12 protein-coding genes and 3 tRNA genes are annotated in these 16,468 nt (G+C 72.2%); 5 read left to right on the forward strand and 10 right to left on the reverse strand.

Annotation, left to right across the window (positions count from 1 at the left end; translation table 11 throughout):
- Positions 1-25 precede the first annotated feature (25 nt).
- Positions 26-1,933 (forward strand): DNA primase, encoded by a 1,908-nt coding sequence (gene dnaG, locus ACFRAC_RS02940; RefSeq protein ID WP_382919793.1) that lies wholly within the window; start codon positions 26-28, stop codon positions 1,931-1,933.
- Here the strand turns inward: dnaG and ACFRAC_RS02945 are convergent.
- Positions 1,904-2,908, reverse strand: a complete 1,005-nt coding sequence (locus tag ACFRAC_RS02945) for a nucleotidyl transferase AbiEii/AbiGii toxin family protein (RefSeq protein WP_382919795.1) — start codon at positions 2,906-2,908, stop codon at positions 1,904-1,906. The genes dnaG and ACFRAC_RS02945 overlap by 30 nt on opposite strands.
- Complete coding sequence (locus ACFRAC_RS02950) at positions 2,905-3,600, reverse strand: hypothetical protein (protein ID WP_382919797.1); 696 nt, start codon at positions 3,598-3,600, stop codon at positions 2,905-2,907. Before ACFRAC_RS02950 ends, ACFRAC_RS02945 begins: the two co-directional genes overlap by 4 nt.
- A 102-nt stretch (positions 3,601-3,702) precedes the next feature.
- Between ACFRAC_RS02950 and ACFRAC_RS02955 the strand changes: the two genes are divergently transcribed.
- Positions 3,703-5,004 (forward strand): RNA polymerase sigma factor, encoded by a 1,302-nt coding sequence (locus ACFRAC_RS02955; protein WP_382919798.1) that lies wholly within the window; start codon positions 3,703-3,705, stop codon positions 5,002-5,004.
- A 78-nt stretch (positions 5,005-5,082) separates the two neighbouring features.
- Here ACFRAC_RS02955 and ACFRAC_RS02960 read toward each other — a convergent pair whose 3' ends face one another.
- The 4 genes from ACFRAC_RS02960 to ACFRAC_RS02975 all read right to left on the reverse strand — a co-directional run bounded on the left by ACFRAC_RS02960 (position 5,083) and on the right by ACFRAC_RS02975 (position 10,738).
- Entirely contained in the window at positions 5,083-7,011 is a 1,929-nt protein-coding gene (locus ACFRAC_RS02960) for an ABC transporter ATP-binding protein (RefSeq protein WP_382919800.1), read from the reverse strand.
- Complete coding sequence (locus ACFRAC_RS02965) at positions 7,011-8,744, reverse strand: ABC transporter ATP-binding protein (RefSeq protein ID WP_382919802.1); 1,734 nt, start codon at positions 8,742-8,744, stop codon at positions 7,011-7,013. Before ACFRAC_RS02965 ends, ACFRAC_RS02960 begins: the two co-directional genes overlap by 1 nt.
- Positions 8,745-8,933: 189 nt before the next feature.
- Positions 8,934-10,382, reverse strand: a complete 1,449-nt coding sequence (locus tag ACFRAC_RS02970) for an FGGY family carbohydrate kinase (RefSeq protein ID WP_361344528.1) — start codon at positions 10,380-10,382, stop codon at positions 8,934-8,936.
- A 47-nt stretch (positions 10,383-10,429) separates the two neighbouring features.
- Entirely contained in the window at positions 10,430-10,738 is a 309-nt protein-coding gene (locus ACFRAC_RS02975; protein WP_382919804.1) for a YtxH domain-containing protein, read from the reverse strand.
- Between the two features lie 161 nt (positions 10,739-10,899).
- Between ACFRAC_RS02975 and ACFRAC_RS02980 the strand changes: the two genes are divergently transcribed.
- The 3 genes from ACFRAC_RS02980 (at position 10,900) to ACFRAC_RS02990 (ending at position 11,307) form a co-directional block, all read left to right on the forward strand.
- A tRNA-Asn gene (locus tag ACFRAC_RS02980) sits at positions 10,900-10,972 on the forward strand.
- 5 nt (positions 10,973-10,977) lie between these two features.
- Positions 10,978-11,050 (forward strand) — tRNA-Asn (locus ACFRAC_RS02985).
- Between the two features lie 180 nt (positions 11,051-11,230).
- Positions 11,231-11,307 (forward strand) — tRNA-Ile (locus ACFRAC_RS02990).
- A 46-nt stretch (positions 11,308-11,353) separates the two neighbouring features.
- Here ACFRAC_RS02990 and ACFRAC_RS02995 read toward each other — a convergent pair.
- The 4 genes from ACFRAC_RS02995 to ACFRAC_RS03010 all read right to left on the reverse strand — a co-directional run bounded on the left by ACFRAC_RS02995 (position 11,354) and on the right by ACFRAC_RS03010 (position 16,357).
- On the reverse strand, positions 11,354-13,093 hold the full coding sequence (locus tag ACFRAC_RS02995; protein WP_382919805.1) for a VanW family protein: 1,740 nt from the start codon (positions 13,091-13,093) through the stop codon (positions 11,354-11,356).
- A 216-nt stretch (positions 13,094-13,309) separates the two neighbouring features.
- Positions 13,310-14,446 (reverse strand): DUF475 domain-containing protein, encoded by a 1,137-nt coding sequence (locus ACFRAC_RS03000; protein WP_382919807.1) that lies wholly within the window; start codon positions 14,444-14,446, stop codon positions 13,310-13,312.
- A 248-nt stretch (positions 14,447-14,694) separates the two neighbouring features.
- Positions 14,695-14,979 (reverse strand): DUF1876 domain-containing protein, encoded by a 285-nt coding sequence (locus tag ACFRAC_RS03005; protein WP_361344516.1) that lies wholly within the window; start codon positions 14,977-14,979, stop codon positions 14,695-14,697.
- Positions 14,980-15,322: 343 nt separating this feature from the next.
- Entirely contained in the window at positions 15,323-16,357 is a 1,035-nt protein-coding gene (locus ACFRAC_RS03010; RefSeq protein ID WP_382919809.1) for a rod shape-determining protein, read from the reverse strand.
- Positions 16,358-16,468 lie beyond the last annotated feature (111 nt).

A 16,468-nucleotide genomic window follows, 5' to 3' on the forward strand; every position in this document is an offset into this window, starting at 1 on the left:
CCGTCCCGCCCCGTAGAATTCACGCGTGGCAGGACGGATCAACGACGAGGACGTGAAGGCGGTACGGGACGCGGTCCCGATCGACGCCGTCGTCTCCGAGTACCTCCAGCTACGCAACGCCGGCGGCGGGAACCTGAAGGGGCTGTGCCCCTTCCACGACGAGAAGTCGCCGTCCTTCCAGGTCAGCCCCGCCAAGGGCCTCTTCCACTGCTTCGGCTGCCAGGAGGGCGGCGACACCATCACCTTCGTGATGAAGGTGGACCACCTCTCCTTCTCCGAGGCCGTCGAGCGCCTCGCCGCCCAGGCCGGCATCACCCTGCGCTACGAGGAGGGCGGCTACAACCCCTCCCACCAGCGCGGCGAGCGCATCCGCCTGGTCGAGGCCCACAAGATCGCCGCCGACTGGTACATGGAGCAGCTGGCGACCAGCCCGGAGGCCGACACCGGCCGCCAGTTCCTCGCCGAGCGCGGCTTCGACCAGGCCGCCGCCCAGCGCTTCTCCGTCGGCTACAGCCCGCAGGGCTGGGACCACCTCACCCGCTTCCTGCGCGGCAAGGGCTTCACCGACAAGGAGCTCGTCCTCTCCGGCCTGTCCCAGGAGGGCCGCCGCGGTCCCATCGACCGCTTCCGGGGCCGCCTGATGTGGCCGATCCGCGACATCGGCGGGGATGTCGTCGGCTTCGGCGCCCGCAAGCTCTACGAGGCGGACAACGGCCCGAAGTACCTCAACACCCCCGACACGGCGATCTACCGCAAGTCCCAGGTGCTGTACGGCATCGACCTCGCCAAGAAGGACATCGCCAAGGCGTCCCGCGCGGTCGTCGTCGAGGGCTACACCGACGTCATGGCCTGCCACCTCGCCGGGGTCCCGACCGCGATCGCGACCTGCGGCACCGCCTTCGGCGGCGACCACATCAAGATCCTGCGCCGGCTGCTGATGGACAACGGCTCGGCCCGCGTGATCTTCACCTTCGACGGCGACGCCGCCGGCCAGAAGGCGGCCCTGCGCGCCTTCGAGGACGACCAGAAGTTCGCCGCCGAGACCTACATCGCGATCGCCCCGGACGGCATGGACCCCTGTGAGCTGCGCCTCGCCAAGGGCGACGACGCCGTCGCCGACCTGGTCGAACCCCGCACCCCGCTCTTCGAGTTCGCGCTGCGCCAGATCGTCGTCCGCTACGACCTGGACACCCCGGCGGGCCGCGCCGCCGCGCTGGACGAGGCCGCCCCGATCGTCGCCCGCATCAAGAACAGCGGCGCCCAGCACGAGGTCGCCGTCCAGCTCGCCGGCATGCTCGGCATCCTGGACACCCAGTTCGTGGTCAAGCGGGTCGCCCAGCTCGCCCGGTGGGCCCGCGACCGCGGCGGCCGCGGCCCGGCCCCGGCGTCGTCCCGCGGCCCGCAGCAGCCGTACGACGCCGCGCCCCGGCCCCGCGCCACCGGCCCGGCCCTCACCCTGCGCAACCCCGTCTACGCCACTGAGCGCGAGCTGCTGAAGCTCGCCCTGCAGCGCCCCGAGCTGGTCTCCCCGGCCTTCGACGCGTACGGCCTGGACGAGTTCACCGCCGCGCCCTACGCCGCCGTACGCCAGGCGATCATGGACGCGGGCGGCGCGGAGCACGGCATCCAGGACCCGCAGGAGTACCTGGTCCGCGTCCGCGACGCCGCCCCCGACGACCAGGTCCGCGCGATGGTCACCGAGCTCGCCGTCGAGGCGATCATGCGCAGGACCGTCGACGAGAACTACGCGGGCGAACAGCTCGTCACCGTCCGCCGCCGCGCCGTCGAGCGCCGGGTCCGCGACATCCAGAGCCAGCTGACCCGCCTCGGTGCGGGCGGCGACCCGGCCCAGCTCGCCGCCGTGCAGAACGAGCTGTGGGTGCTCCAGCAGTACGACCAGGCGCTACGCGCCCACGGTGCCGCCGCCCTCTGACCGGCCCGCGAAGGTCGGCTTCACCGCCCGGACCAGCCGGTCCACGAACGCCTGCTCGTCGTCCGCGTGGCGCGGGTACTCGGTGACGAAGTGCCGCCACTCGACGAACCGCAGCGCCTCCACCACGTTGTCGAAGGTGACGTACTCCTGGTACGGGTAGGGCCACTCGCCCGAGAGCCGGAAGACCTCGTGCAGCAGCTCGTACGGCAGCGGGTGCCGCTCGGCGAGCAGCACGGCGTCGTACAGGTCCTTGCCCTGCGCGTACGCGTCGTTGATCAGCCACATCATCTTCCAGGCCAGCGACAGCGCGGGCGAGGCCGCCCGCAGGACCGCTCCGCCCGGCAGCTCCACGGGCTCCGGCGGCTCGGGCAGCCGCTCCTCGAAGACGAAGTCGAGCTGGACGTGGCCCTCGGGCAGGCCCGGCGCGCTCCACGGCAGCACCATGCGGCGGCCGGGTACCCGCTCATAGGTCCAGATGTCCTCCACGGCGGCGCCCTCGGCCGTGACCCGCACGCCGTCCCCCGACGCCTCCTGCGCCGCCCGCGCGATCCCGTCGAGCATCCGCGCGGTGCGCGCCTCCTCCATCCGCCAGGTCTCCGGCACGACGACGAAGTCCAGGTCGCCGGGCTCCCGGGCGGCCTCCCCGAACCAGGCGGCCATCAGCACGCTGCCGCGCAGCACCAGCGCGTCGGCCCACTCCGACCCGGCGATCGCGGTGAGGACCAGGTCCAGCGCCCGGCGCCGGGCCGCCCGCCAGGCGTCCGTGCGGGCGGGGTCGGCGAACGCGGGGTCGGTGGCGCGGTAGGCGTTCGGGTACTGCTTCATGGCCGGGTCGAAGACCAGGCGCTGCGAGACGTCCTCGCCGGGCACCGTGCGCAGGGTCCGCGGCAGCCGCCGGTCCCGCCGCGCGGCGTCGTCCAGCTCCTCCCGGGGCATCTCACGCCACAGGTTCCACTCCCGCCAGGACCCGCTCATCGCCCCACCTCCCGCGTCATGACGCCCCCGGACCGTCCGCCGGAGCCCTCCTCGATCCACCCGTCGATCCACCCGTCGTCCACGGACAGATCACTGTCGTACAGCACGAACTCCCGCTCCACGCCCACCACATGGAGCCCCGCCAGTTCGGCCAGCAGCCCCTCCAGGGCGCGTCCGGCCCCCGCGGCGTCCACCCCGCGGCACCGCTGCGTCACGAACCGCTCGTGGAGGGCGCCGACGACCCGCCGCGCGTTCCACGACAGATGCGCGCCGTACGGCACCACCCGGGCGGCCAGGGCCCCGAGGTCCGTGTCCGCGGGCAGCCGCAGCTTCACATGGTGCTCGAAGTACTGCCCGCCGCCGCACGGCCCGGCCGGCACCTCCGGCGCCCAGGGCGCCGACTCGATCTTGACGCGTACCGGGCTGAACCCGCCCGTCCGCAGCCGCGCCGCGACCTCCTCGGCGCGCGCCGCCGCCGCGGCCCGCGAGGGCGCGCCGGTCAGCGTCAGCATCGGCTGCGACGGCACACGGCCGCGGGCCAGTTCGATACAGGTGAGCTTCAGACCCGCGGCGGCCGCCCAGCGGCGCAGCCGCCCGGACTCGGACGCGTCGGCGCAGCGCACCGTCACATGGGTCTCGTACACGGATCCGGACACCGCCGCATCGTGCCAGACCCCGCCCGGCACGGGCATCCGGGTTTCCCGGCCACATCACCTCGTGGTCACGGCCCGAACGCAAAAAGTCACCGCACGCCCCTCGTGGCGGCGATGTGTCGTACCCCACACTGGGGGGCGGTGCCTGAGTCCTCGGAGCGCGGCCGGTCCGTCCCCCACGGATCCCATACCCCCGCGGTTCCGCTCATCGCGTACGGGACGGACAGCGGCGAGGCCGCCGACTCCGCCCTCGAAGCAGCGCTGCCGTACGCCTCGGCAGCGATCACCCTGGAGGTCGCCCCCGTGCAGACCCAGACCCTCGTCGAGACCGACACCCGTCCGGACGGCGCGGCGCCGGACGCGGACGACGACGTGCTCGCCGCGGTCCCCCCGCAGAGCCGTGCCGCGCACCGCCCGGAATCGGAGCCGCAGGCCCCGCCCGAGCCGCCGGACCCGCCCGCGGAGGCGCTGGACGACGCCACCGAGCCGGTCGAGGCGCCCCTCCCGGCCCGGGTCCGCCCCGACACCGCGGGCCCCACCTCCGACCTCTTCCGCCAGTACCTGCGGGAGATCGGGCGTATCCCGCTGCTCACCGCGGCCGAGGAGGTCGAGCTCGCCCGCCGGGTCGAGGCCGGCCTGTTCGCGGAGGAGAAGCTCGCCCGCACCCCCGACCTGGAGAGCCGGCTCGCCCAGGACCTGGACCGGCTGGTCGTCATGGGCCGGATGGCCAAACGGCGGCTCATCGAGGCCAACCTGCGGCTCGTCGTGTCCGTCGCCAAACGGTACGTCGGACGCGGCCTGACCATGCTCGACCTCGTCCAGGAGGGCAACCTCGGACTGATCCGCGCCGTCGAGAAGTTCGACTACGCGCGCGGCTACAAGTTCTCCACGTACGCCACCTGGTGGATACGGCAGGCCATGTCCCGGGCCCTCGCCGACCAGGCCCGCACCATCCGCGTGCCCGTGCACGTGGTGGAACTGATCAACCGGGTCGTCCGCGTCCAGCGCCGCATGCTCCAGGAGCGCGGCTACGAGCCGACGCCGGAGGAGGTCGCCGCCCACCTCGACCTGCCGCCCGAGCGGATCACCGAGGTGCTGCGCCTCGCGCAGGAGCCCGTCTCGCTGCACGCCCCGGTGGGCGAGGAGGAGGACGTCGCCCTCGGCGACCTCATCGAGGACGGCGACGCCACCTCGCCGGTGGAGTCGGCGGCGTTCCTGCTGCTGCGCGAACACCTCGAGGCGGTGCTGTCGACCCTGGGGGAGCGCGAACGCAAGGTCGTCCAGCTGCGGTACGGGCTCGCGGACGGCCGCCCGCGCACCCTGGAGGAGATAGGCCGCATCTTCGGCGTGACCCGCGAACGCATCCGCCAGATCGAGTCCAAGACCCTCAACAAGCTGCGCGACCACGCGTTCGCGGATCAGCTCCGCGGCTATCTCGACTGACGCCGGCTACGGACGCTCGGGGGGCCGGCTACGCGGTTCCCCGCGCCCCTCGGGCCGGCCGGCCCCCCGAGCGATCAATCAGTCGACCTCGGCGACCGCCTGCGCGAACTGCGCCTTGTACAGACGCGCGTAGGCCCCGTCCGCCGCCAGCAGCTCGGCGTGCGCGCCCTGCTCGACGATCGCGCCGTTCTCCATGACGAGGATGGTGTCCGCGTCCCGGATCGTCGACAGCCGGTGCGCGATGACGAACGACGTCCGCCCGTGCGCCAGTTTGGCCATCGCCTGCTGGATCAGCACCTCGGTCCGGGTGTCGACGGACGACGTCGCCTCGTCCAGCACCAGGATGACCGGGTCGGACAGGAACGCCCGCGCGATGGTGATCAGCTGCTTCTCACCCGCGCTGACCCCCGACCCCTCGTCGTCTATCACCGTGTCGTACCCGTCGGGCAGCGTACGGATGAACCGGTCGGCGTGCGCGGCCCGCGCCGCCTCCTCGATCGCGCCCCGGGTGACGTCCCGGGCCGCCCCGTACGCGATGTTCTCCGCGATGGTGCCGCCGAACAGCCAGGTGTCCTGCAGCACCATGCCGATCCCGGACCGCAGTTCGTCCCGGGACATCCGCGCGATGTCGACGCCGTCGAGCGTGATGCGCCCCGACGACACGTCGTAGAACCGCATCAGCAGGTTGACCAGCGTCGTCTTGCCGGCGCCGGTCGGGCCGACGATGGCGACCGTGTGCCCGGGCTCCACCGTCAGCGACAGGTCCTCGATCAGCGGCTTGTCCGGCTCGTACCGGAAGGACACCTTCTCCAGCGCCACCCGGCCGCGCAGCTCCTCCGGCCGCACTCCCGGCACCGGGTCCGCCGACTGCTCCTCGGCGTCCAGCAGTTCGAAGATCCGCTCGGCGGACGCCACACCGGACTGCACGAGGTTCGCCATCGACGCGACCTGCGTCAGCGGCATCGAGAACTGCCGCGAGTACTGGATGAACGCCTGCACGTCACCGATGGACAGCGCGCCCGACGCGACCCGCAGCCCGCCGACCACCGCGACCAGCACATAGTTGAGGTTCGACACGAACAGCATCAGCGGCTGCATGATCCCGCTGTTGAACTGCGCCTTGAACCCGGCCTCGTACAGCGCCTCGTTCTGCTCGGCGAACTGCTGCGCCGACTCCTCCTGACGGCCGAACACCTTGACCAGGGTGTGACCGGTGTACATCTCCTCGACGTGCGCGTTCAGCTTGCCGGTCGTGCGCCACTGCTGCACGAAGTGCGGCTGCGAGCGCTTGCCCACCCGGGTGGCCACGACGAACGACAGCGGCACGGTCACCAGCGCGACCAGCGCCAGCAGCCACGACACCCAGAACATCACGGCCAGCACCCCGATGATGGTGAGCACCGAGTTGATCAGCTGGCCCATCGACTGCTGGAGCGTCTGCCCGATGTTGTCGATGTCGTTGGTCGCCCGCGACAGCACCTCACCGCGCTGCCGCTTGTCGAAGTACGACAGCGGCAGCCGCGACAGCTTCGTCTGCACGTCCTCGCGCATTCGGTACATCGTCCGGTTCACGGCCCGGTTCACCAGCCGTGTCGCCACCGCCATCAGCAGACCCGCGGCGCCGAACACCGCGAGCGCGACCAGCAGGACGTCCCCCACCGCCGTGAAGTCGATGCCCTGACCCGGCGTGAAGTCGGTGCTGCGCAGCATGTCGGCGATCCGGCCGTCGCCGCGCTCCCGCATCGCCGCGAGGACCTGCTCCTTGGACATCCCGGGCGCGAACTGCCGTCCGACGATGCCCGCGAAGACCAGGTCGGTGGCCCGGCCGAGGATCTTCGGCCCGGCGACCGACAGACCCACGCTCACCACGACGCACACCAGCAGCGTCCAGATGGTCAGGCGCTCCGGCTTGAACCGCGCGACGAGTCTGCGGCCCGACACCTTGAAGTCCAGCGAACGCTGGTCGGGACCGCCGCCGGCCATCATCCGTCCCATGGGCCCGGCCATCAGGCGGCCTCCGCTTCCGTCAGCTGGGAGAGCACGATCTCCCGGTACGTCTCGTTGTCGGCCATCAGCTCGTGGTGCCGCCCGGTGCCGACGACCCGCCCCTCGTCGAGCACGACGATCCGGTCCGCGTCCCGGATCGTCGCCACCCGCTGGGCGACGATGACGACGGTCGCCTCGGCGGTCTCCCGCGACAGCGCCGAGCGCAGCGCGGCGTCCGTGGCGTAGTCGAGGGCGGAGAAGGAGTCGTCGAACAGGTAGATCTCCGGGCGCTGCACCAGCGTCCGCGCGATCGCCAGCCGCTGCCGCTGCCCGCCCGAGACGTTGGTGCCGCCCTGGGCGATCGGCGCGTCGAGTCCGCCCTCCAGCCGCTCCACGAACTCCTTGGCCTGCGCCACCTCCAGCGCGTGCCACAGCTCGTCGTCCGTGGCGTCCGGATTGCCGTAGCGCAGGTTCGTGGCGACCGTGCCCGCGAACAGGTACGGCTTCTGCGGGACCAGGCCGACGGTGCGGGCGAGCAGCCGCGGGTCGATGCCGCTCACGTCCTCGCCGTCGACGAGGATCCGGCCCTCGGTCGCGTCGAACAGGCGGGGCACCAAACCCAGCAGGGTCGACTTGCCGCTGCCGGTCGAGCCGATCACCGCGGTCACCTCACCGGGCCGGGCCACCAGGTCGATCGACTTCAGCACCGGCTCCTCGGCACCGGGGTAGCGGAAGCCCGCGCCCCGGATCTCCAGATGGCCGTGCCGGCGCAGCTCGGTCACCGGCGCGGTCGGCGGGACCACGCTGGAGGAGGTGTCCAGGACCTCCTGGACACGCTCGGCGCACACTTCGGCGCGCGGCACCATCATGAACATGAAGGTGGCCATCATCACGGACATCACGATCTGCATCAGGTAGGCGAGGAACGCCGTCAGATCGCCGATCTGCATCCCGCCGCTGTCGATCCGGTGGGCGCCGAACCAGACGACCGCGATGGACGACAGGTTCACCACCGTCATGACGATCGGGAACATCAGCGCGAGCAGCCGGCCCGTGCCCAGGGCCATGTCGGTGAGCTCGGTGTTGGCCTTCCGGAACCGCTGCTGCTCGTACTCGTCGCGGACGAACGCGCGGATCACCCGGTTGCCGGTGATCTGCTCGCGCAGCACCCGGTTCACCGTGTCCAGCCGCACCTGCATGGCCCGGAACAGCGGCCGCAGCCGGCGCACGATCAGCGTCACGCAGATGCCGAGGACCGGCACCACCGCGACCAGCACCGCCGACAGCGGCACGTCCAGACCGAGCGCGAGGACGATCCCGCCGACGCACATGATGGGCGCCGAGACCATCAGCGTGAACGTCATCAGCGCCAGCATCTGCACCTGCTGGACGTCGTTGGTGGTCCGTGTGATCAGCGAGGGCGCGCCGAACTGGCCCACCTCGCGCGCCGAGAACGACTGCACCCGGTCGAAGACGGCGGCCCGCACGTCCCGCCCGAGCGCCGAGGCGGTGCGGGCGCCGTAGTACACGGCACCGACGTTGCACACGACCTGCGCCAGCGAGATGCCGATCATCAGAGCGCCGTAGGACATGATGTAGCCGGTGTCGCCGGTGACGACGCCCTTGTCGATGATGTCGGCGTTCAGGGTGGGCAGGTAGAGCGTGGCGCAGGTCTGCAGGAACTGCAGCAGCACCAGCCAGCCGATGGGTTTTCGGTAGGGCCTGAGATAGGTCCGCAGGAGTCGTATGAGCACGAGGCTTCTCTCGGAGTGATCGGGTCGGCGACGGGGCGGTGGCTTGGTCGCCCCTGGCCCCTATCGTGCGACACTCCCGCGGCGTTACCTCAACCGATTAAGCCGTCAGCGGCGCTCCGTTCGGCCTTCCGGGTGCCGGTTCCTACCGGTCTCTTACCTTCCGCTCCCGCCCGGCCCCTCCCCGGCGCCCTACCGGAAGGCCCCGGGGTGCGTCTGCTCCCGCACCGACACGAACTGCTGCCGCACGGCCTGGCCCACCGCCAGCTCGTCGCCGGGCTCCAGCACCTGCGCCGCCGGGCCCTGCCAGAGCGGCGGGGTCCGCGGGTCGAGGGTGCCCTGCGTGGCTCCCAGCGCCCACGCCGCCTGCCGGGCCGCGCCGATCGCCGCGTAGTCGGCGGGCTGCGGGACGACGACCTGCGCCCCGAACAGCGACGGGGCCGCCGCCTGCACGGCCGGCAGCTCGGCGGCCGCCCCCAGCAGGAAGACCCGCCGCACCTCCACGCCCCGGCCGCGCAGCACGTCCAGCGCGTCCGCGAGCCCGCACAACATGCCCTCGAAGGCCGCCCGCGCCAGGTGCTCCGGCTTCATCGACTCCCGGCGCAGCCCCGACAGCGTGCCCGCGGTGTGCGGCAGGTTCGGCGTCCGCTCACCCTCCAGATAGGGCAGCAGCACCAGGCCGTGGGCGCCCGGCGTCGACTTCATCGCGAGGTCGGACAGGCTCTCCAGGTCGGGCAGCGAGAGGAGTTCGGCGGTGCCGCGCAGCGTGCGCACCGCGTTGAGCGTGGTGACGACGGGCAGATGCATACCGGTCGCGTCGGCCAGGGAGGTGATGATCCCGGAGCCGTCCACGAGCGCCTCGGGGTGCACGGCCATCACGGACCCGGACGCGCCGAGCGAGACGACCGCGTCGCCCAGCCCGATGCCGAGCCCGAACGCGGCGGCCATGGTCTCGCCGGTCCCCGCGGAGATCAGCAGCCCCTCCGGGGTCGTACCGGCCGCCTGGGAGGGGCCGATCACCTCGGGCAGCATGGCCGGGTGGCCCAGCGCCAACTCCACCAGGTCGGAACGGTAGGCGCCGCCCGCCGCCGACCAGTAGCCGGTGCTGGAGGCCCCGCCCCGGTCCGTGGTCCGCCGCACCGGCCGGCCGAGCAACTGCCACACCAGCCAGTCGTGCGCCTGCAGCAGGACGGCGGTGCGCGCCGCGTGCTCCGGCTCGGTCTTGGCGAGCCAGCGCAGCTTGGTGACCGGCTGCGCCGCCTGCGGCACACACCCCACCGCCTGCGCCCACGCCTCGCGCCCGCCGAGCGCGTCGATCAGGTCGGCCGCCGCGACCTGGGCCCGTTTGTCGCCGCCGACCATCGCGGGACGCACGGTGTTGCCCTGCGCGTCCACCGGCACCAGGGCGTTCTGCTGCGCGGACACGCCGATGGCCTGCACGCCCTCCAGCAGTCCGCCGCCGGCGGCCTCGCCGAGGGAGAGCAGCCACGCCTGCGGGTCGACGTCGGAGGGGCGCCCGCCGTCCGGCGACTCCACCGGGTGCGGGGCATACCCCTGCCTGAGCACGGCACCCGAGTCCGTGTCACAGACGACGATGCGAGTGAAATCGGGCGAACTGTCCAACCCGGCGACTATCCCCATGGCCCAGATTGTGCCGCAGTACCGCGCCTGTCCGGGCCACGGGCCGCTCAGGTGTTGCTGGTACCCCAGTCGTCCTCGGCGCCTCCGTTGTGCGCGCTGCGGTCGCGGAGGCTGCGGACGCGATCGGCGACGGCCGCGGGAACGCGGTCCCCGACCTTGTCGCTGACCGTGTGGTACGCCTTGCCCGCGAAGACACGGCCCTGCTGGGCCGCCGTCTCGGCGGTGTTGCGCACCGCGGGGTTGTGGGAGATCTCCCGGGCCGTCTTCTTCAGCTGCTCGTAGCGCTCGCGTCCGGCGCGAGTGCCGAGCACGTAACCGACGGCGAGTCCGACGACGAACGTGAGCCGGTAGCGCATGGCGGCCACCCTTCCCTTGCGTAGGTCCCTGATGCGGCGTCGGCGCCCCGGGGGGGAACCGATTGGCGGAGCACCCCCCTGCTTGCGCTAATGTATGTGTCGCAGCGAGCGCACGCCCCCTGGCGAATACCCAGGGAGGCACGTTCGATGCAACGAGGCATTCCTCCGTAGCTCAATTGGCAGAGCAGCCGGCTGTTAACCGGCAGGTTACTGGTTCGAGTCCAGTCGGGGGAGCTCGGTCCTCCGTAGCTCAATTGGCAGAGCAGCCGGCTGTTAACCGGCAGGTTACTGGTTCGAGTCCAGTCGGGGGAGCATGCTGAACGAGGACCCCCGAAGGGGTCCTTTTTCATGCCTTCCCACCTGCGGCGGGAACCGTGCAGGTCGCGGCGGTGTCCTTCAGGGCATGCGAAGTCGACCATACGAAGCAGGAGATCGTATGAGCGGCTATGCTGCGGCAGACGGCGCGCACACATGTACGCGACACGCCGCTATGGGGCGGTAGCTCAGCCGGTTAGAGCAGCGGACTCATAATCCGTCGGCCGTGGGTTCGAGTCCCACCCGCCCCACCAGGCGCCACCCGTGCAGAAACGATGCGACCAGGCCGTTGCCGGGGGATCACTCGCAGACGATCTCGTCCCGCGGGTCATAGTGCGTACGGAACGGCTCCCGCTTCACCGCCCGCCCGTCCTGGACGAAGACCCGCTGCACGGTGACGTCGAATCCCTCCAGTGGAGTCTGCGGGACGCACCGCTCGCCGCTCAGGACCTTCCGCTCCGGCTGCTTCACGTTGGTGCGCGGGCTCTTCACCGAGCCGATCTCGTCGTACTTGCGGGTGCCGAGGAACGAGACCGTCACCGAGTGGTCGGTGGACTCGGCCCGGATGTAGAGGGCGTGGCCGGAGTCGTTGGTGAAACGCAGGTCCAGACTGCCCCAGGCGACCGTGGCCTCCCGGCCCTCCGGGTAGCGCTCGATGTAGAAGGAGTGGGCGCCGTGCTCGACCGGCTTGACGCCCGCGAACCACAGCGCGTTGAAGAGGGTCGTGGCGACGGCGGAGACACCGCCGCCCGGCGCCTTCCTGAACTCGTCGTCGAAGATCATGATGCCGTCGACGAACCCGTTCTCCGGGGTGCGTTCGCCGACCCTGCGGTTGAAGCTCCACGTCTCGCCGGGCATCACGACGGAACCGTTGATCAGCTCCACCGCCCGGCCGATGTTCCGGGTGCGGTAGGGCGCCGGCTCGAAGTCGACCGTGAACGACGACATCCGCTCGCGCAGACCCAGCCGCTCCACGTTGGCCCGGGTCACCTGAGGCTCGCTCACCCGTGTGGCGATCTCGCCGCTGCGCGCGGCGCCCCGCTTCGTCAGCAGCGGCAGTACGGCCTTGCCCAGCGCCTTGTCGGTGACCACATGGCCCGCGTGGCCGTCCTCGGCGACCCCGACCCGGTCGCCGACCAGGCGCAGCTCGGCGTTGGCGGCCCGGGTGGGCAGGGCGGACAGCGGCCTGGCCACCGCCGGGTCGGCGCGCAGCCCCGCCGCGTCCAGCCTCGGCTCGAGCCGGCCCGCGGCGTCCGGGCGCATCGTCAGGTACCGGCCGAGGACGGGCTGCTCGACGGTGAAGCGGTGCCCGGCGGCGGTGAGGGTGACGGGCGCCGACATGGCGGGACGGGCGAACTCGCGCACCGCCCGGTCGAGCTCGCGTCCGGTCACCTTCGGTGCGGCCGCGCGGGCCGGCAGCGTGGTGACGGCACGGGCGTCGCCGCGCTGGAAGGCGTCGCGCAGCGGGGCGACCGCCGCGTCCGTGTCCAGGGCGTACCCCGGGTGCGGGGCGACCGTGCGGACCTCGCCGTCCTCGAACGTGACGGCGCCCTCGCGGACCTTCTGGTCGGCGTCCCGCGCGACCTTCTTCAGTCCGGTGCGGACCTTGTCCTCGTCGACGCTCACCGAGGGCTCGACGGGGCCGCCCGAGCGGAACAGGCCGCCGATCACGGTGAACGGGTCGAGGGCGCCGCTGCGGCTCGCCCGGTCGACGGTCCGCTCGTGGTCGAAGGCGATGCCCAGCCGGCGGGGGTCGACGGTGCCCTCGCGGTCGCCGACCGTCACACGGAGCTTGCGGGCGGCGGCCGGCGCGAGGCGGTCGTCCAGCTTGTGCACGGCCTCGGCGCGGCTCAGCCCGCCGATGTCCACGCCCCGCACGGTCGTCCCGTCCTCTATGTCCCCGCCCGCCGCGAGGAGCCCCGCGAGATACAGGCCGCCGAGGCCCACGGCCAGGGTGCCGCCGGCCAGGACGTACGGACGGACGGAGGCCACGCGGGACGACGGGCCCTTTCGCGGCGATGAGGGGGCGCGCAGACGCATGGGTCTCCCGGGCGGACGAGTGCTGGACGGAGCGCAGCGCGATACGGCGCTGTGCGCGAAGGCAAACACATCCAGCTAGCCATAGGCGGATGAAAACGCCTATGCCGAACACCACGTATGGTCCGGATCACGCCTGCGCCGTAGCCGCCCGGACGCCGGACGGCCCCGGGGACACGCCCCGGGGCCCTCCTCACCCCGCGGGGTGCGTGAGGGTTCTCACCTGCCCGTCCGGGCCTCCTCGGCCCGCTCCGGCCCCTCGCCCCCGGCCGCCGCGAGCGCCCTGTTGCGGCGGACGGACGCCAGGAAGGAGGAGGCGATCAGGACCACGCCGACCAGGCCGGTGATGATCTCGTTGATCTGGTACTGGATGGTGACCAGCAGGATCACGGCGAGGGCGCCGATGGCGTAGTGGGCGCCGTGCTCCAGGTACACGTAGTCGTCGAGGGTGCCCTGGCGGACCAGGTAGACCGTGAGGGACCGGACGTAGAGGGCGCCGATGCCCAGGCCGAGCGCCATCCAGAAGATGTGGTTGGTGATGGCGAAGGCGCCGATCACGCCGTCGAAGGAGAACGACGCGTCCAGGACCTCCAGATAGAGGAAGAGGAAGAACGCCGCCTTGCCGGTGAGGGCGGCCACCGGCCGTTCGCCCTCGGCCCGGGCCCGCTGCTCCTCCTCGTGCTCGCGTTCCTCCTCCGCCTCCAGGCGGTGCTCGAAGTGCGAGGACAGACCGCCCACGGCGAGATAGGTGATCAGTCCCGCGACCCCGGCGAGCAGGACCGTGGCCGCCTTGTCGGCGTGGCCCCCGCTGACGTGCGCGTGCCCGGCGACCGTCATGGCCGCGACCAGCAGGACGATCAGCGCCGCACAGGGCGCCAGCTGGTCGATCCGCCCGAGCCGCGCCAGGGGGCGCTCCAGCCGGGTCAGCCAGGTGATCTCCCGCTCCTCCAGGACGAAGTCCAGGAAGATCATCAGCAGGAACATGCCGCCGAACGCGGCGATCGCCGGGTGCGCGTCGGTGACCAGGGCCTCGTAGCGGTCCGGATCGTCCAGCGCCAGCCGCACGGCCTCGGCGGGCCCGACCCGGGCGCTGATGGCGACGATCACGACCGGGAACACCAGCCGCATGCCGAACACGGCGATCAGCACGCCGACGGTCAGGAAGATCCGCTGCCAGAAGGCGTTCATCCGCTTCAGGATCCCGGCGTTGACGACCGCGTTGTCGAAGGACAGCGAGATCTCCAGCACGGACAGGATCAGCACGACCCCGAACGCCTCCCAGCCCCACAGCCACGCCGCGAGGACGAGGCCGACGACGGTGACGCCCATCGACCAGCCGAAGGTCCTCAGCAGCATCGGCGGACCGCCGCGTTCGCTGCGGGGGCGAGCGGGGGGCGTGCCGCGCCGGGGGAGGGCGGGCGAGGGCCGGCCACGAGGGGCATCACGGTCTCCAGGGGGTCGGGCGGCGCTGGGCGCGCGCGGTGGACGGACGACGAGCCGGACTGCCGACGGACCCACCAGTACCAGGGGGGTCACGGCGCAAACCGGGTGCGACACGGGACCGCCCCGGCCCGGCGGCCCTCACCCGCGAGGGGTGTCGCCGTTCAGGGACGTTCCCAGGCGCCTCCCGTCGTGCGCTCGGCCGGGCCGACCAGCGCGACGATGTCGTCGGAGGCGACGTCGTGCAGCCGGAGCGCCAGGTCCTTCAGGGCGCGGCAGGCGGCCAGCTCGTCGCCGATCTCGGGGATGCTGCGGTCGTCGGGGTTGCGGTGGGCCGTGCCCCGGCCGGTGACGGTCGACGTGTCCGGGGTGGTCAGCAGGGCTTCGGCGAGGGTGTCGTCACCGTCCTCGGTGATGTGGATGCGGACGGTCCAGTTCTTGTCGTCCATCGCGATCACTTCCGTGGGAGGAGGTCCCTACGGACGAGCGTGCGCCTGTTCCCCCGGCCGGGTCCACCCCGCCCCCTCGGGGGGCCGTCTCCTCCCACGGGAGCACGTCCGCTCCCAACCGCTCCCACCGCGGAGGCATGACAACTGCCTGCGTGGGCACGATGTGCCGAAAGGTTGCGAAGAGAAGGCTGGTCGCAACGGACCCGACGGACCAGGAGGGCGCCATGAAGGGCCAGACGTACGTACGCGTTCGGGTCACCCGCCGGCCGGCCGCTCCCCGTGACACCCGGGGCGAGATCGACCGGCGCACTCCCTCGGGCCGGATCCTTCCGTACTGACCGGCTCAGGTCACCGGGTCCAGCTCCAGCGGCTCGATCATGCCTTCCAGCATGGTGCCGAGGCCCTGCACGGCGCAGATGTCGGGCCGTTCGGCGATGTGCACCGGCATGCTGGTGGCCTGCCGCAGCATCTCGTCGAAGCCCGGGAGCAGGGCGCTGCCGCCGACCATCATGATCCCGCGGTCGGCGAGGTCGGCGACCAGGTCCGGCGGGCAGTCCCGCAGCACCTTGCCGATGCTGTCCAGGACGGCGGTGAGCGGGGTCTGGATGGCGTCCCGCACAGCGGCGGTGTCGACCTTCACGGACCGGGCGAGCCCGGTGCAGACGTCCCGGCCGTGGATCTCCGTGGAGGTGGGGCCCTGCGAGGTGAGCCCGTTGCCGGACAGCGCGAGCTGGAGCGGCCGCACGTTCTGGCTGGGCAGCATCAGTTCGTGCTCGTGCCGCAGGTGCTGCACGATCGCGTGGTCCACGGCCTCGCCGCCGACCCGGATCCGCTCGGCCGTCACGATGTTGCCCAGCGACAGCACGGCCACCTCGGTCGCGGCGGCCCCGCACACCATGATCATGCTGGCCTCGGGCTGCTCCACGGGCAGTCCGCAGCCGACGGCGGCGGCGATCAGGGTGTCCACCAGCTCCACCCGGCGGGCCCCGAGGCCGACCAGCGTCTCGATGGCGGCGCGCTGGGCGAGCGGATCGGCGTCGTGCGGGGTGCAGACGGCGGCCCGCAGGAAGGGCCTGCGGCGCAGACTGCGGCGCATCTTGTCGCCCAGGAGATGCCGCAGCATGCGCTGCGCCATGTCGATGTCGACGACGGTGCCCCCGGAGACGGGCCGCACGACCCGGATGTAGTCCGGGGTGCGGCCGGTCATCCGCTCCGCGAACTCGCCGACCGCGATGAGCGCGCCGGTGCGGGTGTTGACGGCGGCGGCGGAGGGCTGGTCGACGACGAGCCCGGAGCCCTTCACATAGACGCGGGTCCTGGCCGCCCCCAGGTCGACGGCGAAGTGGCAGCGTCGCAGCTGCTCCAGCGTGGCGGTCATGGCGGTCCTCCCGAGAGCGCAGACCATGGGTCCGCCGGGTGGGTGGCGGGCCTAGCGTGGGGTGCGTGGTCGTGGTGTCGCGAGGCCGTGCGTGTGGCGGCCTCCCTCGCA

The sequence above is a fragment of the Streptomyces sp. NPDC056628 genome (genome assembly GCF_042792555.1).
In the GTDB taxonomy this organism is placed as follows: Bacteria; Actinomycetota; Actinomycetes; order Streptomycetales; family Streptomycetaceae; genus Streptomyces.